21 protein-coding genes are annotated in these 21,188 nt (G+C 68.2%); 7 read left to right on the top strand and 14 right to left on the bottom strand.

Annotated features, from left to right (window positions below):
• The first annotated feature begins 155 nt into the window (after nucleotides 1-155).
• On the top strand, nucleotides 156-1,535 hold the full coding sequence (locus tag ACZ5QD_RS04165) for a DUF349 domain-containing protein (RefSeq protein WP_006896269.1): 1,380 nt from the start codon (nucleotides 156-158) through the stop codon (nucleotides 1,533-1,535).
• Nucleotides 1,536-1,595: 60 nt separating this feature from the next.
• On the opposite strand, the gene ACZ5QD_RS04160 is transcribed toward ACZ5QD_RS04165, so the two are convergent.
• Together ACZ5QD_RS04160 and miaB are read right to left on the bottom strand one after the other, a co-directional pair.
• Complete coding sequence (locus ACZ5QD_RS04160) at nucleotides 1,596-2,303, bottom strand: Rv2732c family membrane protein (protein WP_222111119.1); 708 nt, start codon at nucleotides 2,301-2,303, stop codon at nucleotides 1,596-1,598.
• Nucleotides 2,300-3,865 carry a tRNA (N6-isopentenyl adenosine(37)-C2)-methylthiotransferase MiaB gene (miaB, locus tag ACZ5QD_RS04155; RefSeq protein WP_045540079.1) on the bottom strand — a complete coding sequence of 522 codons (1,566 nt, stop codon included), beginning with the start codon at nucleotides 3,863-3,865 and terminating at the stop codon, nucleotides 2,300-2,302. Before miaB ends, ACZ5QD_RS04160 begins: the two co-directional genes overlap by 4 nt.
• Nucleotides 3,866-4,028: 163 nt before the next feature.
• Here miaB and ACZ5QD_RS04150 point away from each other — a divergent pair, with 163 nt between their 5' ends.
• From ACZ5QD_RS04150 to ACZ5QD_RS04135, 4 genes are read left to right on the top strand one after another with little or no spacing between them, the layout of a single operon-like run.
• A complete protein-coding gene (locus ACZ5QD_RS04150) occupies nucleotides 4,029-4,757 on the top strand; it encodes an amino acid ABC transporter ATP-binding protein (RefSeq protein WP_045540090.1) in 729 nt (242 codons plus the stop codon).
• 1 nt (nucleotide 4,758) lies between these two features.
• Nucleotides 4,759-5,778 carry a glutamate ABC transporter substrate-binding protein gene (locus tag ACZ5QD_RS04145; protein WP_045540082.1) on the top strand — a complete coding sequence of 340 codons (1,020 nt, stop codon included), beginning with the start codon at nucleotides 4,759-4,761 and terminating at the stop codon, nucleotides 5,776-5,778.
• Nucleotides 5,779-6,462 carry an amino acid ABC transporter permease gene (locus ACZ5QD_RS04140; RefSeq protein ID WP_006896264.1) on the top strand — a complete coding sequence of 228 codons (684 nt, stop codon included), beginning with the start codon at nucleotides 5,779-5,781 and terminating at the stop codon, nucleotides 6,460-6,462.
• Entirely contained in the window at nucleotides 6,459-7,358 is a 900-nt protein-coding gene (locus tag ACZ5QD_RS04135; RefSeq protein WP_006896263.1) for an amino acid ABC transporter permease, read from the top strand. Before ACZ5QD_RS04140 ends, ACZ5QD_RS04135 begins: the two co-directional genes overlap by 4 nt.
• Nucleotides 7,359-7,367: 9 nt before the next feature.
• Here the strand turns inward: ACZ5QD_RS04135 and ACZ5QD_RS04130 are convergent, their stop codons facing one another.
• The 7 genes from ACZ5QD_RS04130 to pgsA all read right to left on the bottom strand — a co-directional run bounded on the left by ACZ5QD_RS04130 (nucleotide 7,368) and on the right by pgsA (nucleotide 12,601).
• On the bottom strand, nucleotides 7,368-7,877 hold the full coding sequence (locus ACZ5QD_RS04130; protein WP_006896262.1) for a regulatory protein RecX: 510 nt from the start codon (nucleotides 7,875-7,877) through the stop codon (nucleotides 7,368-7,370).
• A gap of 7 nt (nucleotides 7,878-7,884) precedes the next feature.
• Nucleotides 7,885-8,928, bottom strand: a complete 1,044-nt coding sequence (recA, locus tag ACZ5QD_RS04125; protein ID WP_006896261.1) for a recombinase RecA — start codon at nucleotides 8,926-8,928, stop codon at nucleotides 7,885-7,887.
• 213 nt (nucleotides 8,929-9,141) lie between these two features.
• Nucleotides 9,142-9,336, bottom strand: coding sequence for a DUF3046 domain-containing protein (locus ACZ5QD_RS04120; protein ID WP_006896260.1), 195 nt, complete (start codon nucleotides 9,334-9,336; stop codon nucleotides 9,142-9,144).
• A 58-nt stretch (nucleotides 9,337-9,394) separates the two neighbouring features.
• Nucleotides 9,395-10,573, bottom strand: coding sequence for a glycosyltransferase (locus ACZ5QD_RS04115; protein WP_006896259.1), 1,179 nt, complete (start codon nucleotides 10,571-10,573; stop codon nucleotides 9,395-9,397).
• A 50-nt stretch (nucleotides 10,574-10,623) separates the two neighbouring features.
• A complete protein-coding gene (locus tag ACZ5QD_RS04110; protein ID WP_222111120.1) occupies nucleotides 10,624-11,448 on the bottom strand; it encodes a PspA/IM30 family protein in 825 nt (274 codons plus the stop codon).
• A 48-nt stretch (nucleotides 11,449-11,496) separates the two neighbouring features.
• Nucleotides 11,497-11,832 carry a helix-turn-helix domain-containing protein gene (locus ACZ5QD_RS04105; protein ID WP_006896257.1) on the bottom strand — a complete coding sequence of 112 codons (336 nt, stop codon included), beginning with the start codon at nucleotides 11,830-11,832 and terminating at the stop codon, nucleotides 11,497-11,499.
• 175 nt (nucleotides 11,833-12,007) lie between these two features.
• The gene (pgsA, locus tag ACZ5QD_RS04100) at nucleotides 12,008-12,601 is read right to left on the bottom strand and encodes a CDP-diacylglycerol--glycerol-3-phosphate 3-phosphatidyltransferase (protein ID WP_006896256.1); all 594 of its coding nucleotides are present in this window, start codon (nucleotides 12,599-12,601) and stop codon (nucleotides 12,008-12,010) included.
• 74 nt (nucleotides 12,602-12,675) lie between these two features.
• On the opposite strand from pgsA, the gene ACZ5QD_RS04095 reads away from it, so the two are divergent.
• Nucleotides 12,676-13,209 carry an amino-acid N-acetyltransferase gene (locus ACZ5QD_RS04095; protein ID WP_006896255.1) on the top strand — a complete coding sequence of 178 codons (534 nt, stop codon included), beginning with the start codon at nucleotides 12,676-12,678 and terminating at the stop codon, nucleotides 13,207-13,209.
• 22 nt (nucleotides 13,210-13,231) lie between these two features.
• Complete coding sequence (locus ACZ5QD_RS04090) at nucleotides 13,232-13,513, top strand: YciI family protein (protein WP_006896254.1); 282 nt, start codon at nucleotides 13,232-13,234, stop codon at nucleotides 13,511-13,513.
• Here ACZ5QD_RS04090 and ACZ5QD_RS04085 read toward each other — a convergent pair.
• The 5 genes from ACZ5QD_RS04085 to dapA form a co-directional block, all read right to left on the bottom strand.
• Nucleotides 13,507-14,514 carry a TerC family protein gene (locus ACZ5QD_RS04085; protein ID WP_464367124.1) on the bottom strand — a complete coding sequence of 336 codons (1,008 nt, stop codon included), beginning with the start codon at nucleotides 14,512-14,514 and terminating at the stop codon, nucleotides 13,507-13,509. The two genes, ACZ5QD_RS04090 and ACZ5QD_RS04085, sit on opposite strands and share 7 nt — an antisense overlap.
• 171 nt (nucleotides 14,515-14,685) lie before the next feature.
• Nucleotides 14,686-17,376, bottom strand: a complete 2,691-nt coding sequence (locus ACZ5QD_RS04080) for an FtsK/SpoIIIE family DNA translocase (protein ID WP_346075437.1) — start codon at nucleotides 17,374-17,376, stop codon at nucleotides 14,686-14,688.
• Between the two features lie 342 nt (nucleotides 17,377-17,718).
• Nucleotides 17,719-18,351, bottom strand: coding sequence for a TIGR03085 family metal-binding protein (locus ACZ5QD_RS04075; RefSeq protein WP_006896250.1), 633 nt, complete (start codon nucleotides 18,349-18,351; stop codon nucleotides 17,719-17,721).
• Nucleotides 18,348-20,249, bottom strand: a complete 1,902-nt coding sequence (locus ACZ5QD_RS04070; RefSeq protein WP_006896249.1) for a ribonuclease J — start codon at nucleotides 20,247-20,249, stop codon at nucleotides 18,348-18,350. Before ACZ5QD_RS04070 ends, ACZ5QD_RS04075 begins: the two co-directional genes overlap by 4 nt.
• Entirely contained in the window at nucleotides 20,249-21,154 is a 906-nt protein-coding gene (gene dapA, locus ACZ5QD_RS04065) for a 4-hydroxy-tetrahydrodipicolinate synthase (RefSeq protein WP_006896248.1), read from the bottom strand. Before dapA ends, ACZ5QD_RS04070 begins: the two co-directional genes overlap by 1 nt.
• Nucleotides 21,155-21,188: the final 34 nt, after the last annotated feature.

Here is a 21,188-nt window from a genome sequence, read left to right as displayed (position 1 = left end):
CCCGGCCTCGATGTGGGAGGCAATGTTGCAGGCCGCGCCCACAACCGTCGCCGTGCCTGCTTGAATGAACCTCGTAGTGAATGAACCACGTGAATGAACCACGCAGTGATCTGGCAGCCGTGACGCGCGGCGAAGACGATTCAAGAGGTACACGCATGATCAACTCGCCCGACTCGAGCAACCCGGCCTCGAACGGCCCGTCGGCCCCCAAGCCCGGCCCGAAGCCGGGACCGAAGCCTGGCCCTCGGCCGCGTCCGGTCCCCCGGCCCGCAGTCGGCGGCCCGACCCCGGCGGTACCGGTCCATCCGGTGCCGGTGGGTGATCCGAACGAGTTCGGCCGGATCGATTCGAGCGGTGCGGTGTGGCTCAAGACTGCGAGCGGCGAGCGCCAGATCGGCTCGTGGCAGGCCGGGACCGTCGAAGAGGGCCTCGCGCACTTCTCCCGGAAGTTCGCCGACCTGGCCACTGAAGTGGAGATCCTCGAGGAGCGTCTCACCGCCCGTTCCGGCGACCCCAGGAAGACTCAGGCGTCGGCGGCGCATCTGCTCGCCGAACTCCCCGACGCACAGGTCATCGGTGACGTCGACAGCCTGGCGGCCCGTCTGGAGGTGATCGTCTCCGGCGCCGACGATGTGGCGCAGGAGGTCAAGGACCTGCGCGAGTCGGCCCGTGTCTCGGCGATCGAACGCAAGGAGGCGCTGGCGGCCGAAGCCGAGCACATCGGGAGCGAGAGCACCTCGTGGAAGGCGGGCGGCGACCGGCTCCGGGCGATCCTGGACGAGTGGAAGACGATCAAGGGCATCGACCGCAAGACCGACGATGCGCTGTGGCGGCGTTACTCGAAAGCGCGGGACGCGTTCAACCGGCGTCGCGGTGCGCACTTCGCCGAACTCGACCGCGAACGGGCGGGAGCCAAGGCGCGCAAGGAGGAACTGATCGCCGAAGCCGAGGCGCTGTCGGACTCCACCGACTGGGGCCCCACGGCGGCCAAGTTCCGCGAACTCCTGGCCGAATGGAAGGCCGCCGGTCGCGCACCGCGCGACACCGACGAGGCGCTCTGGCTCCGGTTCAAGGCCGCACAGGATGTCTTCTTCCAGGCCCGCAACGCGGTGAACTCCGAGCGTGACGCCGAATTCGCGGAGAACGCGAAGGCCAAGACCGCACTGCTCGACGAGGCCGAGGCGAAGATCGATCCGGCGGCCGATCTGGAGACCGCGCGGCGCGAGTTCCGTACCTTCCGCGAGAAGTGGGACGAGATCGGCAAGGTCCCGCGCGAACAGATGCACAGACTCGAGAGCCGTGCGCGGGCGCTCGAGAAGCGGCTGCGCGACGCCGAGGACGCCGACTGGGCACGCACCGACCCGGAGGCGCAGGCGCGCGCCGCGCAGTTCACCGAGCGCGCCGACAAGCTCGACGAGCAGGCCGAGAAGGCCGCCGCCGCGGGACGCGACCGTGAGGCCGCGGAGCTGCGGCAACAGGCCGCGCAGTGGCGCGAGTGGGCCAGCGCGGCCCACTCGGCGCTCACCGATCGCTGACGCCCACCAGGTCCCGACGGCCCGGGCGCGGTGCGTTCGCACCGAGCCCGGGCCCGGAACTCAGTCGTCCGACGCGGTCCCCTCAGGAGTCTGGTCGCCCCGAGTCTGGTCGCCCTGCGTGTGGGCATTCTCCGCCGAGTCCGCTTCCGCAGAATCCGCTTCGTCGGCTCTCGCGGCCTTCGCGCTGGGCGCCACCGGTCGCTGGAGCGACAGTCCGAAGGCTTCGCGGTTGGCGGCCTCGGCGCGACGTTCCTGCTCCAGCGCGAGGTGGTAGGAGTTGCGATTCCACACCACTCGGGCCCAGTGGAACACCAGAACGATCGCGACGGCCCAACCCAGCAGCAGACCCGCGCCGGCACCCGACGGCGACGCCGTCTCGTCGACTCCGACGGTGTTCCGGGTCCAGATCGCGAGCATGCCCGCCACCGCGTCGACCGCGGTTCCGGCCAGCGCGATCCAGGCGAGCACCCAGCGACGGGTGATCAACGCGAGCGTCGAGAAGCCGATGCCGAAGATCGCCAGCATGTAGACGAAGATCTCCGACGGCAGCTTGATGTGCTCGGCGGTGGCCTTGTCGGTCATCATCAGCACGTCGAGACCCGTGGCGTCGCCGGCATGCGGCAGAACCAGCGAGACCATTGCGAGCAGCACGCATACGGCGACCACCACGGCCCGGGCACCGGGGTCGATCTCCCCCGCGACCTTCTTCTCGGTCTTTCGGAGCTCGCGCTCGTATCGAGTGAAAGTATCCAGATCGTTCTTACTCATGAACAGCCTCCAGTTCCGCATGCGCTCGTCGGCTCAGGAACGGACTGCACTCCGATCGACGGCATCCCGAGCCCGACGCCGACGGGTGGTGTGGTGGGCAGGGTGCCCGCCTCGTGCGCATCGCCGGCGCGGGTACGACGGTGCGAGAGCACCCCGGCGTCGGCGATCAGATGATGGGGGGCGGCGTCGGTGATCACGGTGGTCACGACATCACCCGGACGGATGCCGCCGGTCCGACCGTCCGCATCGCCGGTCGATAGGAAGTGCACCAGACGTCCGTCGCGGGCGCGTCCGGTCATCCGCCCGGTCGAGGAGCTCTTGCGTCCCTCGTCGGCGACGACGAGCAGTTCCGCCTCGGTCCCGACCAGCGCCGTGTTGCCCTCCAGACAGATCCGCTCCTGGAGCGCGATCAGCCGCTGGTACCGCTCGGTCACCACCTCCGGCGGAACCTGATCGGGCATGGTGGCGGCCGGGGTGCCCGGTCGCGGCGAGTACTGGAAGGTGAACGCGCTCGAGAAGCGCGCCCGCTCCACCACGTCGAGCGTCTCCGCGAAGTCAGCTTCGGTCTCGCCGGGGAAACCGACGATGATGTCGGTGGTGATGGCGGCGTGCGGCATCGCGTCGCGGACGCGGTCCAGGATGCCGAGGAACTTGGTTCTGCGGTAGCTGCGTCGCATGGCCTTGAGGACTCGGTCCGAGCCGGACTGCAGCGGCATGTGCAGCTGCGGGCAGATGTTGGGGGTCTCGGCCATCGCCGCGATGACGTCGTCGGTGAACTCCGCCGGATGCGGCGAGGTGAAGCGCACCCGCTCCAGTCCCTCGATGCCGCCGCACGCGCGCAACAGATCGGCGAACGCCCCGCGGTTGCGCGGGATGTCCGGATCCGCGAACGACATCCCGTAGGCGTTGACGTTCTGGCCCAGCAGGGTCACTTCGAGCACGCCCTGGTCCACCAGTGCCTGCACCTCGGCGAGAACGTCGCCCGGACGCCGGTCCACCTCCTTGCCGCGCAGCGACGGCACGATGCAGAAGGTGCACGTGTTGTTGCAGCCGACCGAGACCGACACCCAACCCGAATACGCCGAATCACGGCGCGCGGGCAGGGTGGACGGGAATCGTTCGAGCGAATCCAGGATCTCGACCTGCGCCTCGTCGTTGTGGCGGGCCCGTTCGAGCAGCACCGGCAGCGAGCCGATGTTGTGGGTTCCGAAAACGACGTCCACCCAGGGTGCGCGGCTGCGGACGGTGTCCTTGTCCTTCTGCGCCAGACACCCGCCGACGGCGATCTGCATCCCGGGTCGCCGCGCCTTCACCGGCGCCAAATGCGACAGATTGCCGTAGAGCTTGTTGTCCGCGTTCTCACGCACCGCACAGGTGTTGAAGACCACCAGATCGGCGTCGTCGCCGTCGTCGGCGGCCACATAGCCCGCGTCTTCGAGGAGGCCCGCGATCCGTTCGGAGTCGTGCACGTTCATCTGACATCCGTAGGTACGGACCGAATAGGAGCGCGGCGCCGTCGCCGCATCCTCGGTCGTCGTCTCTCCCAGGGCCTCAACACTCACATCTCAAGGTTACGTGGCGGGGCAAATCCGTCCGCGTCACACGTACCGCATCGCCGGCATGTCCGGTTCCGCGCGGCGACACGCGGGAACATGCGAAAGAACCCGTGCGGCGACGCGCGTCACAACTAGTTTGTTAGTCATGCCCGACACGAACGTCACACCGATGATCTCGATGAAGAACGTGCAGAAGCACTTCGGCGACCTCCATGTGCTCCGCGACATCGACCTGGAAGTGCCCCGCGGTCAGGTGGTGGTCGTCCTCGGCCCCTCCGGCTCGGGCAAGTCCACCCTCTGCCGGACCATCAATCGACTCGAGCCGATCGACAGCGGCGAGATCCGGGTGGAGGGCGAACTGCTGCCCGCGGAGGGCCGCGACCTGGCCCGGCTCCGCGCCGACGTGGGCATGGTCTTTCAGTCGTTCAACCTCTTCTCGCACAAGACGATCCTCGACAACGTGACGCTCGGACCGATCAAGGTGCGCAAGGCCTCGAAGGCGGATGCCCGCAAACGTGCGGAGGAACTGCTCGACCGCGTCGGCATCGCCGCTCAGAAGGACAAGTACCCGGCTCAGCTCTCGGGCGGTCAACAGCAGCGCGTCGCCATCGCCCGCTCGTTGGCGATGGATCCGAAGGTGATCCTGTTCGACGAGCCGACCTCGGCCCTGGACCCGGAGATGGTCAGCGAGGTCCTCGACGTGATGGTCGCCCTCGCCAAGGAGGGCATGACGATGGTGGTCGTGACGCACGAGATGGGCTTTGCCCGCAAGGCCGCCGACCGCGTGATCTTCATGGCCGACGGTCAGATCGTCGAGGACACCGATCCCGAGACGTTCTTCACCGCGCCGAAGTCCGACCGTGCGAAGGACTTCCTGTCGAAGATCCTGGGAGGCTGACATGGCGACCACTTCCCTCAGACGCCCGTCACGCCGACGCCGCGCACTGCCGGCGCTGATCCTCGCGATCGCCCTGGCACTGCCCGCCGTGGCCGCGTGCGGCAGCACCGAACCGCGCGACCTCGTCGAGTCGATCAAGTCCGGCAAGGTCGTCCTGGGCACCAAGTACGACCAGCCCGGGCTCGGTGTGCAGCAGCCGGACGGTTCGGTGGTCGGTTTCGATCCGTCGGTCTCCGAGTACGTCGTCGACCACATCGCCGACCGGCTCGGCGTACCGCATCCGGAGATCACCTGGCGCGAGACACCCTCCGCTCAGCGCGAGACCCTCATCGGCAACGGTGAGGTCGACATGATCGCCGCGACGTACTCGATCAACGAGGCGCGCGCGAAGAAGGTGGCCTTCGCGGGCCCCTACCTCGTGACCTACCAGGGGCTCCTGGTCCGCAAGAATGACTCGTCCCTGAACTCGCTGATGGACCTCAACAACGGCAAGAAACTGTGCTCGGTGAGCGGTTCGACACCGGCGCAGAACGTGAAGGCTCAGCTGCCGGGCGTCCAGCTCCAGGAGTACGACTCCTACTCCTCGTGCGTGGAGGCGCTGCGCCGTGACAAGGTCGACGCGCTCACCACCGACGAGACGATTCTGGCCGGGTACGCCAACCGCTACCCCGGCGAGTTCAAGCTCGTGTCGATGACCTATCCCAAGGACGCCTGCGTCGGCGGGAAGCTGAAGAAGAAGGGCCAGCCGTTCTCGACCGAGCGCTACGGCATCGGCATGGCGAAGAACTATCCCGACTCGGTCGCGAAGGTCAACGAGGCGCTCGAAGCGATGCTCGCCCCGCTGCCCGGCTCCGACCAGTCCGTCTGGAGCCGGGATCTCCGCGACGCGCTCGGCAACGAGACGATCGATTCGTGGATCGCCCGCGCCGACGCGCCGGGATCGCAGTACAAGCTCTTCCCGGACGTCGGGAATCTCGACTTCCTCACCTCCCCGTCGACGCCCTGCGAAGGAGATGCGTAGATGTCCGACCTATGGCAGAGCATGGGTCCGCAGATCTGGCCCGCGTTCTGGATCACCATCAAACTCACTGTCTATTCGGCGATCGGCGCACTGATCTGGGGTGTCCTGCTGGCCGCCATGAAGGTCTCGCCGGTTCCGGTGATGCGCGGCTTCGCGACCGTGTACGTGAACGTCGTGCGCAACACCCCGCTCACCCTGATCGTGCTCTTCTGCTCCATCGGCCTGTACCAGAACCTCGGTCTCACGCTGGCGACGGAGAGCTCGAACTTCATCGCCACCAACAACTTCCGGCTCGCGGTGCTCGCGTTCGTCCTGTACACGGCGACGTTCGTCTGTGAGACCCTCCGCGCCGGGTTCAACACCATTCCGATCGGACAGGCCGAAGCCGCTCGATCGCTCGGGCTCACCTTCACCCAGGTTCTCGGACTGATCATCCTGCCGCAGGCGCTGCGCACCGTCATCGCGCCGCTCGGATCGGTGCTGATCGCGCTCACCAAGAACACCACGATCGCCTCGGTGATCGGCGTCGCGGAGGCCTCACTGCTCATGAAGTCCGAACTCGAGACCCACGGCGACCAGATCCTGCTGATCTTCGCCATCATCGCCATCGGATTCATGATCATCACCCTCGCGGAGGGTGCGGTCTTCGGATGGGCCGCCAAGCGATGGGCGGTCAAGCGATGAGCGATCAGTCGACCGTCCTCTACGACGCGCCCGGGCCGCACGCCCGGCGCCGCAACCTGATCACCGCGGTCGTCTTCGTCGTGATCCTGATCGCGATCGCCGCGTACATCATCAAAGTGCTGGCCGACAACGGCCAGTTCGAATCGGACATGTGGCGACCGTTCACCGTCGCCGGGACCTGGACCACCTGGCTGCTGCCGGGTCTGTGGGGAACGATCAAGGCGGCGTTCGCCTCGATCATCCTGGCGCTGGTGGTCGGTACGCTGCTCGGCATCGGACGATTGTCGGACCACCGGGCGGTGCGTGCCGTCTGCGGTCTGATCGTCGAGGTCTTCCGTGCGATCCCGGTCCTGATCCTGATGTTCTTCGCGTACTACCTGTTCGCCAAGTACGCGGTCGTGCCGTCGTCACAGCTCTCGTTCGCCGCCGTGGTCTTCGGTCTCACCCTGTACAACGGCTCGGTGATCGCGGAGATCCTGCGGGCGGGAATCCAGTCGGTTCCCAAAGGCCAGTCCGAAGCCGCCCTGTCGATCGGCATGCGCAAGTCGCAGATGATGCGGATGATCCTGCTGCCGCAGGCGGTGACCGCGATGCTGCCCGCGTTGATCTCGCAGATGGTGATCGCGCTGAAGGACAGCGCTCTGGGCTACGCCTTCGGATACATCGAGGTGGTGCGGTCGGGCATCGTCTCGGCGTCGTACTGGGGCAACTACCTGCCGTCACTGCTCGTGGTGGCGGTGATCATGATCGCGATCAACTTCTGTCTGACGGGCCTGGCGAACTACCTCGAACGCCGTCTGCGCAGCGGCCGGCGCCGGACCGCGGCTCCCGATCCGGACGTCGCCGATCTGGAAGCGATGGAGAACATCCCCGGCTTCACCGGTATCGGCCGGTGAAGCCGGGAGTCAGGCGGAGTGTCGAGCGCGGTCGAGGACTTCCTTGACCACCGATCCGACCATCTCCGGCGGATAGCCGCGGCGACCCAGGGCCCCTGCGAGCCGCCGATACGCCTTGGCCCGGATCTCGCGGTCACCGAGTTGTTCGCCGGAGACGTTCAGCTTCTTCTCCGCGAGCCGGACGGCGATCTCCCGCTCGTCCTCGGGATCGATCTGGTCCAGTGCCTGCGCCGCGGTCTCATCGTCGATCCCCTTGGTCCGCAGTTCGCGTTTGAGAGCCAGCCGCCCGCGACCGGAGTGCGCATGCCGCGATCGAACCCATTCGGCGGCGAAGTCGGCGTCGTCGAGCAGCTTCCACTCGTCGAGCCGGCGCAAAGTCTGCTCCACCTCGTCCGGGGTGAAGCCGCGTGCGTTCAGACGGTCACGCATCTCCGCCCGGCTCCGGGCCCGGGTCCCCAGGAGCCGCAGCGCAGCATCCCAGGGCGACGGGCCGGACCGGGCCGCCGTATCGTCGGACATAGGTGGATCAGAAGTCGACGGGCTCGGGGGCGATCTCGTCGGCGTCCGCGGCGGGACGACCGATGCCGAGCTTGTCCTTGATCTTGCTCTCGATCTCGTTCGCGACATCGGGATTGGCGATGAGGAACTTACGGGCGTTCTCCTTGCCCTGCCCCAGCTGATCGCCCTCGTAGGTGAACCACGAACCCGACTTGCGGATGAAGCCCTCGGCCACGCCGAGATCGATCAGCGAACCCTCGCGGCTGATGCCGTGCCCGTACAGGATGTCGAACTCCGCCTGCTTGAACGGCGGCGCCACCTTGTTCTTGACGACCTTGACGCGCGTCCGGTTGCCGACCGCGTCCGTGCCGTCCTTGAGCGTCTCGATCCGCCGGACGTCCAGTCGCACAGACGAGTAGAACTTGAGGGCCTTGCCGCCGGTCGTGGTCTCCGGCGAACCGAACATCACACCGATCTTCTCGCGCAACTGGTTGATGAAGATCGCGGTGGTGTTGGAGTTGTTGAGACCGGAGGTCATCTTGCGCAGGGCCTGGCTCATGAGCCGTGCCTGCAGTCCGACGTGGCTGTCGCCCATCTCGCCCTCGATCTCCGCCTTGGGCACGAGCGCCGCCACCGAGTCGATCACCAGGATGTCGAGCGCACCCGAGCGGATGAGCATATCCGCGATCTCCAGTGCCTGTTCTCCGGTGTCCGGCTGCGAGACCAGCAGCGCGTCGATGTCGACACCCAGCTTCGCCGCATACTCGGGATCGAGTGCATGTTCGGCGTCGATGAACGCGGCGATGCCGCCTGCGGCCTGAGCGTTCGCGACGGCGTGCAGGGCGACGGTGGTCTTACCCGAGGACTCCGGGCCGTAGACCTCCACGATCCGGCCGCGCGGGAGGCCGCCGATGCCGAGTGCGATGTCGAGGGCCACCGAGCCGGTCGGGATGACCTCCATCGGCGGGCGGGCGTCCTCACCCAGACGCATCACCGAGCCCTTGCCGAAATTCTTGTCGATCTGAGCCAGCGCCAGATCCAGTGCCTTCTGCCGATCAGTCACGGGTGCCATCGGTCTCTCCTCCGGGTGCTCTGCTGTATTGGAACGTTGCTGTGGATACGAACGTCTTCCGCTTTCGTGACCACACGGTAGGAGACGGGTGTGACATTTCCGCCCGGGCCCGTTCGTACGGTCATTAAATTGGACGCACCAGAGCGCGCTCCGGTTCCATTACAGGATAGCGAACAGATGTTCGACGGCAATCCGACACGCCGGATCCGGCGATCACCAGCGTTCCGGCGGTACGTCGAATTCGCGGCAGAGTGCCCGCCACACCAGCTTCGGATCCACTCCCTGCTCGATGGCCTCCCGGCCCGTGCGGCCGCCCAGTTCCATCAGCACCAGATCGGTCAGCAGACCGTCGGCCCGCTTTCTGCCGAACTCTGCCTCGGTGAGTTCGGCGAACTCCGTCAGACGCATGGTTCCATTCTCCACGATCGCCCGACCGCCGCCACCGACGGTCCGGACGTGCAGGTGTTCACCTCGGCCCGGTCCATCGCCGATACGCGGCGTGCGCGACCCGCACCGGATCGACGACGCCCGAGACGGTGGCGGCGACGCGCCGGGCGGCGTCGGCGTGACGCCGATCGTCCAGCACTCCGGCGATCGCCTCCGCCAGTGCGGCGGTGGTGGCCGGGCGCACCAGCCGTCCGCAGCCGATCCGCGCGACCCGGTTGGCGAGCTCCCACTGATCACCGCCGCCGGGCACGGTCACCACGGGCACTCCCGCGAGCAGCGACTTCGCGAGCATGCCGTGACCGCCGCCACAGATCACCAGGTCGGCGTCCGGGAGGAGTTCGTCCTGACGGCCCGTCGCCGCGACCAGCCGGTCGGGCAGCACCTCGGCATGCGGTGGCTGCAGGGCGGAGTACACCACCCGCAGCGGTCGCGTGGACTGCAGGTCGGCGAGCGCGGCCAGTGCCGCGGCGCCGAGATCGCCCGCCCCCGTGGCCGCCGTGGACGGCGCGACCACCACGAGCGGGCCGTCGCCCTCGGGCCGAACGAAACAGTCGTCGGTCGGTTCGAACAGCAACGGTCCGATCAGGTGGGTGCGCTCAGGCCAGTCCGGGCGGGGAACCTCCAGTCCGGGCAGGGTCGCGACGAATCGTGCGAGGGGCGTCGACTCATCCGGGAGGCCGATGCTCCGTCGGGCGCCGCGGCGCTGCCGACGGCCCTTGGCCACAGCGGGTGCGGCGCTCGCACGCAGGAGCGCGTCGCGCAGCCGCCCGCCGATTCCCTCGCCGGCGGCCAGTCCCGCGCCGATCGGCGGCAGGCCGGCCGACTGCTCGTAGAGCGGATGCGGCGAGAGCTCGATCCAGGGCAGACCGACCAGCTCGGCCGCCCAGGCCCCGGCCACCGTGATGACGTCGCTGACGACGAGGTCGAATCCGCCGGTCGCCAGTTCCGGAGCCAGGGCCGTCGCCATCCGCGCGGCCCGTACGCTCAGTTTGGCTCCGGCATCGTCATCGTCCTCATCGGGCAGAGCCGCCAGTCCCGGCAGCGGACGCACCTCGAGGCCCCGGCGCGCTGCCGCCGCGGTCCACCGCTCACCGGTGTAGACGACCACGCGGTCGCCTGCCGTACGCAGCGATGTGGCCAGGCCCAGCGCCGGAAATGCGTGTCCGGCGTCGGACCCGGCCACGATCGCGATGCGCAACGGGCCCGTCTCGGACCCGTCGTCACGGCTGCCGGAACTGTCGAGGGTGCTCAGTTCTGTTCCGGGGTCTGCGGGGCGGGCGCAGCGCCGCCCTGCTCCACCTGGCCCGCCGGGGCGTCCTGTGCGCCGGCGGTCTGCCCCGGCGCGAGCGATCCACCGTTCATGCTGGCCCGGATCTGCTCGAGCCGGGCGTGGCCGGCGAGCTGGACGCCCGCGGCCTCCACCTCCTGCATGCGTCCGGCGACGGTGCCCTTGGCGAGCTCGGCCGACCCCAGGGCATTGGCGTAGCGACGCTCGATCTTGTCGCGCACCTGCTCGAGGTTCGGCGTGTTGCCGGGAGCCGAGAGCTCGCTCATCTGGTTCAGCGAAGCACTGACCTGCTCCTGCATCTTCGCCTGTTCGAGCTGGCTCAGGAGCTTGGAGCGTTCGGCGAGCTTCTGCTGCAGCGCCATGGCGTTGCGCTCGACGGCCTGCTTGGCCTGCGCTGCGGCCTGCAGAGACTGATCGTGCAGCACCTTGAGGTCTTCGACGTTCTGCTCGGCCGTCACCAGCTGCGCCGCGAAGGCCTCGGCGGCGTTGGTGTACTCGCCCACCTTCGCACTGTCACCGGCGGCCGCGGCCTGGTCGGCGAGCGTGAGCGCCTGGCGCGCATTGCCCTGCAGCTTCTCGATCTCCTCGAGCTGGCGGTTGAGCCGCATCTCGAGCTGCCGCTGGTTGCCGATGACCGCCGCCGCCTGCTGGGAGAGCGCCTGGTGCTGCCGCTGCGCGTCCTCGATCGCCTGCTGGATCTGCACCTTCGGATCGGCGTGCTCGTCGATCTTCGAATTGCCCAGCGCCATCATGTAGTTCCAGAACTTCACAAACGGATTGGCCATCGGTCTTCCAAACTCCTCGTTGCGCGGGTCGCGTCGTCGTTCGATCGATCACGCGGCGGCAAGTGCCGCGGGCACACCCGCGTCGTCCACCGAATCTTCCTGGGGGGCAATGACTTCGACAAGGCTATCGGACGCTCCGACGGGCCGGCCCGCCGGCTGCATCAGGCCCGCGACCTGGAAGAGCACCTCGCCGATCGGCACGTCGAGCGCCTCGCAGATCGACGCCAGCAGCTCGCTGGAGGCCTCCTTCTGCCCGCGTTCGACCTCGGAGAGGTAACCGAGCGACACCCTCGCGTCGGTCGAGACTTCACGCAATGTGCGTCCCTGACCGTTCCGAACACGGCGCAGCTCATCGCCGATCGCCTCACGCAAGAGCAGAGTCACGCGCGGACCTCCTCACGATTCTCCAGGAGCCCGGGGGTCGGGCCGTCGATTCCATCAATAGCCTGTGCCGTCGACCCTAGCCGAATTCCCGACCGACCGCCGCCGACATACCGCACGCCGCGGCGCTCCCGCGCACGCCCGGCACACTCGGATCTCAACGCCGTGGGCCCCTGGTCTATTCCGCGCCGCGGCGCAGCACGACGGCCCGCCAGACGTAGTCGAGTCCGGTGACCACCGTCGCGACCAGCGCGGCTGCCATGATCGCCCACGCGGCGGTGTGCCACGCTCCCGAGAGCGGCAGCACGAACAGTCCGATCGCCACCGACTGAAGCAGGGTCTTGAGCTTGCCGCCCCGGCTGGCCGGGATCACTCCGTGGCGCAGCACCCAGAAGCGCAGCAGCGTCACTCCGATCTCCCGCGCCAGAATCACCCCGGTGACCCACCAGGGCAGCTCCGCCAGGATCGACAGGCCGATCAGTGCCGCGCCGATGAGCGCCTTGTCCGCGATCGGATCGGCCATCTTCCCGAAGTCGGTGACCAGGTTCATGCCGCGCGCCAGGCGGCCGTCGAGCTGGTCGGTGAACGCGGCGACCGCGAAGACCACGAAGGCCGCGATCCGCCAGCTCACCGATTCCCCGTCGTCGACGAAGAGCAGGACCACGAACACCGGGACCAGGACGATGCGGAACACCGTCAGTGCGTTGGCGATGTTCACCACGGGCACCGGGGCCGCATCCTCGCCGAACACACGGCGCACAGGCTCAGTCACGTGATCAAGCCTAACGTCACGCTTTTCTCAGACTCCCGAAGGGCGCGCTCGGACCTGCGGCTACTCTCGATGGCATGCTGAGCGAACAACCCGATTCCCGCACCGGCGAGCCCTCATCGGTCCTCGTCCGCCGTGCCCGGACATCGGATGTTCCCCGCATCAAGGAACTGATCGACATCTACGCCGGCAAGATCCTGCTCGACAAGAACCTGGTCACCCTCTACGAGTCGGTCCAGGAGTTCTGGGTCGCCGAAAACGGCGGAGAGGTGGTCGGTTGCGGCGCCCTGCACGTGATGTGGTCGGACCTCGGCGAGGTCCGCACGGTCGCCGTCGACACCGCGCACGCCGGTCGCGGCATCGGGCACAAGATCGTCGACCGGTTGATGGATGTGGCCCGCGAACTCGAATTGGAGCGGGTCTTCGTCCTCACCTTCGAGACGCAGTTCTTCTCCCGGCACGGCTTCGTGGAGATCGACGGCACCCCGGTCTCCCGCGAGGTCTTCGAGGAGATGTGCCGGTCGTACGACACAGGTGTCGCCGAGTTCCTCGATCTCAGCTTCGTCAAACCCAACACCCTCGGAAACACCCGGATGCTCGCGCATCTGTGACCGCCACGGAAGGACATCGGACATGGCCGGCTTCTTCGCCGTCGAATACACCTACGCCCCGGAGGCCGCGGCGGTGCGGGACCGGTTCCGGCCCGAGCACCGGACCTGGCTGAGTGCACAGCACGAGGCCGGCCGTCTCCAGTTCGTGGGTCCGTACTCCGACGGCAGCGGCGCGCTCCTGATGATCACGGCCGACGACGCCGACGCCGCTCGCGACCTGCTTGCGCAGGACCCGTTCGCGCGCGAGTCGGCCGTCGCCGCCGTCTCCGTCAAAGAGCTGACGCAGGTCTTCGGCCCCTACTGACGCGAGGGTCCGACGTCGGCCGCGTCGCGACTGCGCTTGCGGCTGACCACCAGGCTGGCCACCGTGGTCGCCAGCAGGGTGCCGCCGATGATGCCCAGCGACAGAGGAGTGCCGATCTCCGGCACCGGAACGGACTCGCCGCCGTTGATGAACGGCAGCGTGTTCTCGTGGAGCGCGTGCAGGACCAGCTTCACGCCGATGAAGGCCAGGATCAGCGACAGACCGTACGAGAGGTAGATCAGCCTGTCGAGCATGCCGCCGAGCAGGAAGTAGAGCTGCCGCAGACCCATCAGCGCGAAGGCGTTGGCGGTGAACACCAGGTACGGCTCCTGGGTGAGTCCGTAGATCGCCGGAATGGAGTCGAGGGCGAACAGCACGTCGGTGAAACCGATGATGATCAGCACCACCAGCAGCGGGGTGATGTAGCGCTTGCCGTCGATCTTGGTGGTGAGACGGTCACCGTCGTAGACGTCGGTGGCGCGGAACCACTTCTTGACGAACCGTTCGAGGCGGCTCTCGCGCTCGCGTTCGTGCACGGCGGGCTCGTCGCTCTCCTTGAGCAGCTTCACCGCCGTCACGAGCAGGATGAGCCCGAACAGATAGAACACCCAGCTGTAGGCGTTGATGGCGGCGGCGCCGACCGCGATGAAGGCGCCGCGCATGACGAGCGCCATCACGATGCCGAGGAGCAGCACCTTCTGCTGGTAGACGCGCGGTACGGCGAACGACGTCATGATGACCACGAACACGAACAGGTTGTCGACCGAGAGCGCCTTCTCGGTGACGTAACCGGCGAAGTACTCGCCGCCGTAGGTTCCGCCCCATTTCCACCAGACGAATCCGCCGAACAGGACGGCGATGCCGATGTAGACCGCCGACCAGAATCCGGACTCGCGGAGCGTGGGCTCATGCGGGGTACGGACGTGGGCGAAGAAGTCGAAGACGAACAGGCCCAGGATCACCGCCCCGGTGACCAACCAGGTCACGACAGTGGCATTCATGAATTCCTCCAACACGTAGCACGAAGCGACGATGCTGGAGGTCTCTCCCACCGGCGGCGCCGGCGGCGGCCCCGGGAGCGGTGCACGGCATCCGATCCGCGGATGCCGCACCACCGTTCCGTACTGACGGGAACGCCTGCGAGGCGGGGATACTCCCCTCCAAGATCTCCGTCAGTTTAACGGATCGGCGTCCTCGCCGCCTCCCCCGGTGATCGAGGCGATGACACCGGCGAGGTCCTCGGGCTTGACCAGGACCTCGCGGGCCTTCGATCCCTCGCTGGGGCCGACGATGCCGCGCGTCTCCATCAGGTCCATCAACCGGCCTGCCTTGGCGAATCCGACGCGCAGCTTCCGCTGGAGCATCGACGTCGAACCGAACTGGCTCGACACCACGAGCTCGATGGCCTGCAGCAGATCGTCGAGATCGTTGCCGATGTCGGCGTCGATGTCCTTCTTCTCGCCGGCCTTGGCCGTCGTGACGCCTTCGGTGTAGTCCGGTTCGGACTGCTCGCGGGTGAACTCGACGACGGCCGAGATCTCCTCGTCGGTGATGAACGCGCCCTGCATGCGGATCGGCTTGTTCGCACCCATCGGGAGGAACAGACCGTCGCCCATGCCGATCAGCTTCTCCGCCCCCGGCTGGTCGAGGATCACCCGGGAATCGGTCAGCGAACTGGTGGCGAAGGCCAGTCGGCTCGGGACGTTCGTCTTGATCAGGCCGGTGACCACGTCCACCGACGGTCGCTGCGTGGCGAGGACCAGGTGGATGCCCGCGGCACGCGCCTTCTGCGTGATGCGGACGATCGCCTCCTCCACGTCACGCGGCGCCGTCATCATCAGATCGGCGAGCTCGTCGACGATCGCGACGATGTACGGGTACGGCTTGTACACCCGCTCCGATCCGAGCGGAGTGGTGATCTCACCCGATCGGACCTTGGCGTTGAAGTCATTGATGTGCCGCACCCGGGACGCCTTCATGTCCTGGTAGCGCTGCTCCATCTCCTCCACCAGCCAGGCGAGCGCGGCCGCCGCCTTCTTCGGCTCGGTGATGATCGGTGTGATCAGATGCGGAATGCCCTCGTACGGCGTGAGTTCCACCATCTTCGGATCGATGAGGATCATCCGCACCTCTTCGGGTGTGGCGCGGGTCAGCAGCGACACGAGCATCGAGTTCACGAAGCTCGACTTGCCCGAACCGGTGGAACCCGCCACCAGCAGATGCGGCATCTTCGCGAGGTTGGCGCTCACGAAGTCGCCCTCGATGTCTTTGCCGAGACCGATGACGAGCGGATGATTCTCCTTGCGCGTCGTCGGCGCCGCGAGGACGTCCGAGAGGCGCACCATCTCACGGTCGGAGTTCGGCACCTCGATGCCGACCGCCGACTTGCCCGGGATCGGCGCCAGCAGACGCACGTTGTCGGTGGCGACGGCGTAGGCGATATTGCGCTGCAACTGGGTGATCTTCTCGACCTTGACGGCCGGGCCCAGCTCCACCTCGTACCGCGTCACCGTCGGACCCCGGGTGTATCCGGTGACCGCGGCGTCGACCTTGAACTGCTCGAGCACACTGTTGATGCGGTCGATCATCTCGTCGTTGGCAGAGGTCCCCAGCTTGGCGGGCTCGCCCTGCACCAGCAGGTCGGCCGGCGGCAGGAGATATCCCGATTCGGGGTCCTGATCGAGGAACGAACCGCCCGACGGCGCTGCGGGAGGAGCGGTCGTGACCGGCTTGCGAGCGGCCGCCGGTGCGGGAGCGGGCGCCGGCCGGCGGCGGGGGCGCGCCGCGGGAGTCGGCTCGTCCGACTCGTGGTCGTCGGCCTCGAAGGCATCGCTGTCGAGAGCACCGGAGTCGAGAGCGCCGCCGTCCAGACCGTCGTCGCCGAGGACATCGCTGAGGTCGCCCAGCGGCGTGGTCGGATTGTCGTCGACGGGAACGTCGAAGGGAGGCTCCCCCGGCCCGGACCGGCGTGCGGACGCCGGCAGCGGCGCGTCGATCAACGGCTCGGTCAGGAGATCGGCCATGTGCGAGTCGCGGTCCTGCCCGGCGGTCCTGCGCCTGCGCGGCGACGCACCGCCGGAGCGGGGACGGCGCCGCGTATCGGGCGGGTAGTTCCGGTACGGGTCGCCGTAGTCGATCGCCGCGTCCGGATCGGCACGGCGCTCGTCCACCGCATCCGGCTTCGGCTCGTCGCCGTACTCGTCCGGTCCGTACTCGTCGTACTCGTCGTCGGGCCCGTAGTCGTCGGGCCCGTAGTCGTCCTGCTCGTAGTCGTCGTACTCGTAGTCGTACTCCGCCCCCAGGCCCAGGTAGTCCGACGTGGCGGCGACCACCTCGCCCAGTGTCCGTCCGCTGAGGGCGAGCACGCCGAAGGCGGCCAGAAGCAGGAACAGGGGGACGGTGACCCAGACCGTGACCGCGTTCGTCAGCGGCGAACCCAGTACGTAGCCGACGAAGCCCGCCGACCGGGCGCGGGCGTCGTAGCCGGTCGGTGCGCCGTGCATCAGGTGCGTGAGGGCGAGCACCGGAACTGCGATCAGCAACGTCCCGGCGACATTGCGCAGACGACGCTCCGGGTTGGCCGGAAACCTCATCACCAGCACCGCGACGGCGACCAGGAACACGGGGACGCCGTAGGCGAGCGCGCCGAAACCGGCCCGGACGAGCGTGTCGACGAATGCCCCGACCGGCCCCAGTGCGGTGAACCAGACGCCGAGCGCGACCAGCGCTGCGGCGAGTGTGAGAGCCAGACCCGCGCTGTCGCGTCCCTGCGACGGCGCCTCGTCCCGGTGAGCACCGATGCGTGCGACGCCGCCCAGACCGCGTGCGGCGAGGTTCCAGGTCGCCGCTGCGGCCCGGCCCATCCCCCGCGCCACCGACGACCGTTCCGCCGGCCGGCGCTTGAGATCCTGCGAGTGCGCCGGGCGGCGCGCGGTTCCGGCCCGGTCTGCGGGCGGCTTGCGCGCACCGCCGCGGCCGCCCTGTCCGGACTTGGGCCGTGCCGTCGCCGTGGCCCGAGTCCCCCCACGTGAGGCGCCGCTGCGCGACCGGCCGCCGGCCGACGACTTCGGCTTCCCCGAAGTCTCGGATGAGCGGCTGCGCGTTGATGCATTGGAAGCCATGGCCTCCAGCCTAATGCCCGCCAATCACATCAGTCACACTGGCAACACCGCAGAGATCACGGTCGTGTCGATTTCGTGACCGGTTCACAACGTCCGGTGGGCACTGCGCAGGCTCGCTATCGCTGCCGGAGAACCGGAGAACTCCACGTCGACCGGTGCACGGCCGAACGCGAAGAGCAGCAGTTCCCCGACCGAGCCGGACACTCCCACCGGCTGGCCGCGGCCCACGCTCATCACCTCCCGACCGTCCCCGGTGCGCAGGGTGGCCCGCACGGGAGAGCCCGCCATGATCCGGCGTCCCACCGTCCGCAGCGGAAGCTCTAGAGCCCGCTCGAGATCCGGCGACACCTGCCGCGGCAGGAACGGACCGGCCGGATCGGCGCCCCCGCGCAGCACGTCCTCGTGATGAACGAACATCTCGGCGAGGTTGAGGAAGCGGTCGGCCACCCGGAACGGCGAGTACCAGGGCGGCCCGTCGGACAACATGGCCAGCAGCTCGTCCCAGGGCTTGTCGGCGTAGCTGTCGGCGACGGCAGCGGTGTGTCCGGCCAGCGGGCCGATGAAGATGCCCGCTGTCGCATCGAGCCTGCGTTCCCGCAGGATCAGGTGGATCGCGAGATCACGGTTGTCCCAGCCCGCACACAGCGTGGGGGCGTCGGGCCCCGTCCGGCGCATCGTCTCGACGAGCGCCGCCCGCTCGGATCGGGCGAGATTCACCGCCGCTCCCCCACCGCGATGACGGTCGGGACGATCATCGGCCGGCGCCGGTACTTCTCAGCCACCCATCGACCCACCGCGCGCCGCACGCCCTGAGCGATCCGGTGGGTGTCGGTGACCCCTTCGTTGGCCAGTTCGACGAGCGCCTTGTTCACCAGTTCGGCGGCGTCGTTCAGGGCGCCGGGATCGTCGGAGAAGCCGCGGCCGGACACCGTCGGCTTGCTCACCGCGGCACCCGTCGACGCGTCCACCGCCACCGAGATGGAGATGAAGCCGCCTTCGCCGAGCACGAGGCGGTCCGAGAGCGTCGATTCCCCGACGTCGCCGACCGAGAGTCCGTCGACGTAGACGTATCCGACCGGCACGCGGCCGGTGATCCTGGCGCGTCCGTCCACCAGGTCGACGACCACTCCGTCCTCGGCGAGGACGATCCGGTCGGCGGGAACCCCTGTGGCCTCGGCGAGCGCGGCATTGGCGCGCAGGTGGCGCCATTCACCGTGCACGGGCATGGCATTCGACGGGCGCACCGCGTTGTAGAGGTACAGCAACTCGCCCGCGGAGGCATGGCCGGAGACGTGGACCTTGGCGCTGGCCTGGGTCACCACGGTGGCGCCGCGCTTGGCGAGACCGTTCACCACGGCGAACACGGAGTTCTCGTTGCCCGGGATCAGCGACGACGCGAGGACCACGAGGTCGTCGGCGCGGATGTTGATCTGGCGGTGCTCACCGCGGGCCATGCGCGAGAGGGCCGAGAGCGGCTCTCCCTGCGAGCCGGTGGAGATGAGCACCAGCCGGTGGTCGGGCAGGGTGGCCGCGGTGTCCATGTCCACCACCACGCCGTCCGGCACGGTGAGGTAACCGAGGTCTTGCGCGATCTGCATGTTCCGGACCATCGACCGGCCGACGAAGGTCACGCGCCGACCGTGCCGGTGTGCCACGTCGACGATCTGCTGGATCCGGTGGACGTGGCTCGCGAAGGAGGCGACGATCACGCGCTGGCGGGCCTTGCCGATGACGGTGTCGAGGACGCCGCCGATCTCACGCTCGGGGGTGACGAAACCGGGGACCTCGGCGTTGGTCGAGTCCACCAGGAACAGGTCGACGCCCTCGTCGCCGAGTCTGCTGAAGCCGGCCAGGTCGGTGAGACGGTTGTCCAGCGGCAGCTGATCGAGCTTGATGTCGCCCGTGTGCAGGACCAGACCGGCCGGTGTACGGATCGCGACGGCGAGCGCGTCGGGGATCGAGTGGTTCACCGCGAAGTACTCGCAGTCGAATCCGCCGTGCGAGAGGCGATCGCCCTCGGCCACCTGGACCAGCTTCGGCCGCAGGCGGTGTTCGCGGCACTTGGCCGCGACCAGTGCGAGCGTGAACCGGGAACCGACGATCGGGATGTCGCCGCGGAGCTTGAGCAGGAAGGGCACTGCGCCGATGTGGTCTTCGTGGCCGTGCGTCAGGACCACTGCTTCGATGTCCTCGACGCGGTCTTCGATGTAGCCGAAGTCGGGCAGGATCAGGTCGACGCCGGGCTGCTGGTCCTCGGGGAAGAGCACGCCGCAGTCCACGACGAGCAGCTTGCCGTCGTACTCGAAGACGGTCATGTTGCGGCCGATCTCACCGATGCCGCCGAGCGCGACGACGCGGAGTCCGCCCTTGGGCAGCTTCGGCGGGGCGGGCAGCCGGTCGATGACGTCGCCCGTGACGCTCGATCCGGTGGCCGCGGCCACCTGCGGAGGCAGTTTCGCGGCGCCTGAATCGGCCGCCCGCGCCTTGTTCGGGTGGTCGGCGGGCGGGCCCGCCTTGCGTGAGGCCCGCCGACGACCGCCGCCCTTGCGGCCGCCCCCGTCGGCGTTGCCGTTACCGCTGTTGTCGCCGGCGGTGTTGTTGCTGTTGTCGGCCATCAGGAGATCACCTCGGCTGCGCGCAGATCCGTGATGAGTGCTTCGATCTGGGCGGGTTCGGCCGCGACCTGCGGCAACCGCGGATCCCCCACTTCCAGACCGGTGATGCGCAGGGCCGTCTTGACCATGCACACTCCGCCGAGCCGACCCATCGCGTCGACCAGCGGTGCCATCGAGTCGGCGAGCCGGCGCGCCTGCGCGAGGTCGCCGGCGAGCACGGCGGCCCGCAGATCGCGGAGCCGGCCCGGCACGAGATGGCCGATGACGCTGACGAAACCGGTGGCGCCGATCGACAGCCACGGCAGGTTCAGTGCGTCCTCCCCGGACAGGTACTCCAGGTCGGTGGCCGCCAGGATCTTCGACGCCGCATGCAGATCGCCCTTGGCGTCTTTGACGGCTTTGATGTTGGGGTGCTCGGCGAGGCGCAGGATGGTCTCGGTCTCGATCGGGATCACCGACCGCGGCGGGATGTCGTACAGCATCACCGGCAGACTCGACGCGTCGGCGATGGTGCGGAAGTGTGCTAGGACACCCGACTGGGGCGGCTTGCTGTAATACGGGGTGACGATCAGCACGCCGTCCGCGCCGATCTCCTCCGCTTCGCGGACGCGCCGCGCCGACTCGGCGGTGTCGTAGCTGCCGGCCCCGTGGACGACCTTCGCGCGGTCGCCGACCGCGTCGAGCGCGACCCGCAGAAGGTCGTTCTTCTCCTGCACCGTGGTGGTCGGCGACTCACCGGTGGTGCCGTTCACGACGATGGCGTCACAGCCCCCGTCGACCAGGTGAGCGGCCAGCTCCGCGGCTTTGTCGAGATCGACCTTCCCCTCCCGAGTGAAGGGGGTCACCATTGCCACCGAAACCGTCCCGAACGGGTGTTCCGCAATTCCTGCGTCAGCCGAGTTCATGCCGCTCAGGCTACCGTCTGACGGGCCGATCGCC

It is taken from the genome of Gordonia sp. J1A, assembly GCF_055393515.1.
The sequence above is the reverse complement of the archived record's forward strand: the minus strand, read 5'-3'. Positions and strand labels throughout refer to the sequence as shown.

What these genes read in the sequence shown, in the direction of transcription:
- ACZ5QD_RS04165 (WP_006896269.1), top strand. Translation starts at nt 156, where the DNA reads ATGATCAACTCGCCCGACTCGAGCAACCCGGCCTCGAACGGCCCGTCG.
- ACZ5QD_RS04160 (WP_222111119.1), bottom strand. Translation starts at nt 2,303, where the DNA reads ATGAGTAAGAACGATCTGGATACTTTCACTCGATACGAGCGCGAGCTC.
- ACZ5QD_RS04150 (WP_045540090.1), top strand. Translation starts at nt 4,029, where the DNA reads ATGATCTCGATGAAGAACGTGCAGAAGCACTTCGGCGACCTCCATGTG.
- ACZ5QD_RS04145 (WP_045540082.1), top strand. Translation starts at nt 4,759, where the DNA reads ATGGCGACCACTTCCCTCAGACGCCCGTCACGCCGACGCCGCGCACTG.
- ACZ5QD_RS04140 (WP_006896264.1), top strand. Translation starts at nt 5,779, where the DNA reads ATGTCCGACCTATGGCAGAGCATGGGTCCGCAGATCTGGCCCGCGTTC.
- ACZ5QD_RS04135 (WP_006896263.1), top strand. Translation starts at nt 6,459, where the DNA reads ATGAGCGATCAGTCGACCGTCCTCTACGACGCGCCCGGGCCGCACGCC.
- ACZ5QD_RS04130 (WP_006896262.1), bottom strand. Translation starts at nt 7,877, where the DNA reads ATGTCCGACGATACGGCGGCCCGGTCCGGCCCGTCGCCCTGGGATGCT.
- recA (WP_006896261.1), bottom strand. Translation starts at nt 8,928, where the DNA reads ATGGCACCCGTGACTGATCGGCAGAAGGCACTGGATCTGGCGCTGGCT.
- ACZ5QD_RS04120 (WP_006896260.1), bottom strand. Translation starts at nt 9,336, where the DNA reads ATGCGTCTGACGGAGTTCGCCGAACTCACCGAGGCAGAGTTCGGCAGA.
- ACZ5QD_RS04110 (WP_222111120.1), bottom strand. Translation starts at nt 11,448, where the DNA reads ATGGCCAATCCGTTTGTGAAGTTCTGGAACTACATGATGGCGCTGGGC.
- ACZ5QD_RS04095 (WP_006896255.1), top strand. Translation starts at nt 12,676, where the DNA reads ATGCTGAGCGAACAACCCGATTCCCGCACCGGCGAGCCCTCATCGGTC.
- ACZ5QD_RS04090 (WP_006896254.1), top strand. Translation starts at nt 13,232, where the DNA reads ATGGCCGGCTTCTTCGCCGTCGAATACACCTACGCCCCGGAGGCCGCG.
- ACZ5QD_RS04085 (WP_464367124.1), bottom strand. Translation starts at nt 14,514, where the DNA reads ATGAATGCCACTGTCGTGACCTGGTTGGTCACCGGGGCGGTGATCCTG.
- ACZ5QD_RS04080 (WP_346075437.1), bottom strand. Translation starts at nt 17,376, where the DNA reads ATGGGCCGGGCCGCAGCGGCGACCTGGAACCTCGCCGCACGCGGTCTG.
- ACZ5QD_RS04070 (WP_006896249.1), bottom strand. Translation starts at nt 20,249, where the DNA reads ATGGCCGACAACAGCAACAACACCGCCGGCGACAACAGCGGTAACGGC.
- dapA (WP_006896248.1), bottom strand. Translation starts at nt 21,154, where the DNA reads ATGAACTCGGCTGACGCAGGAATTGCGGAACACCCGTTCGGGACGGTT.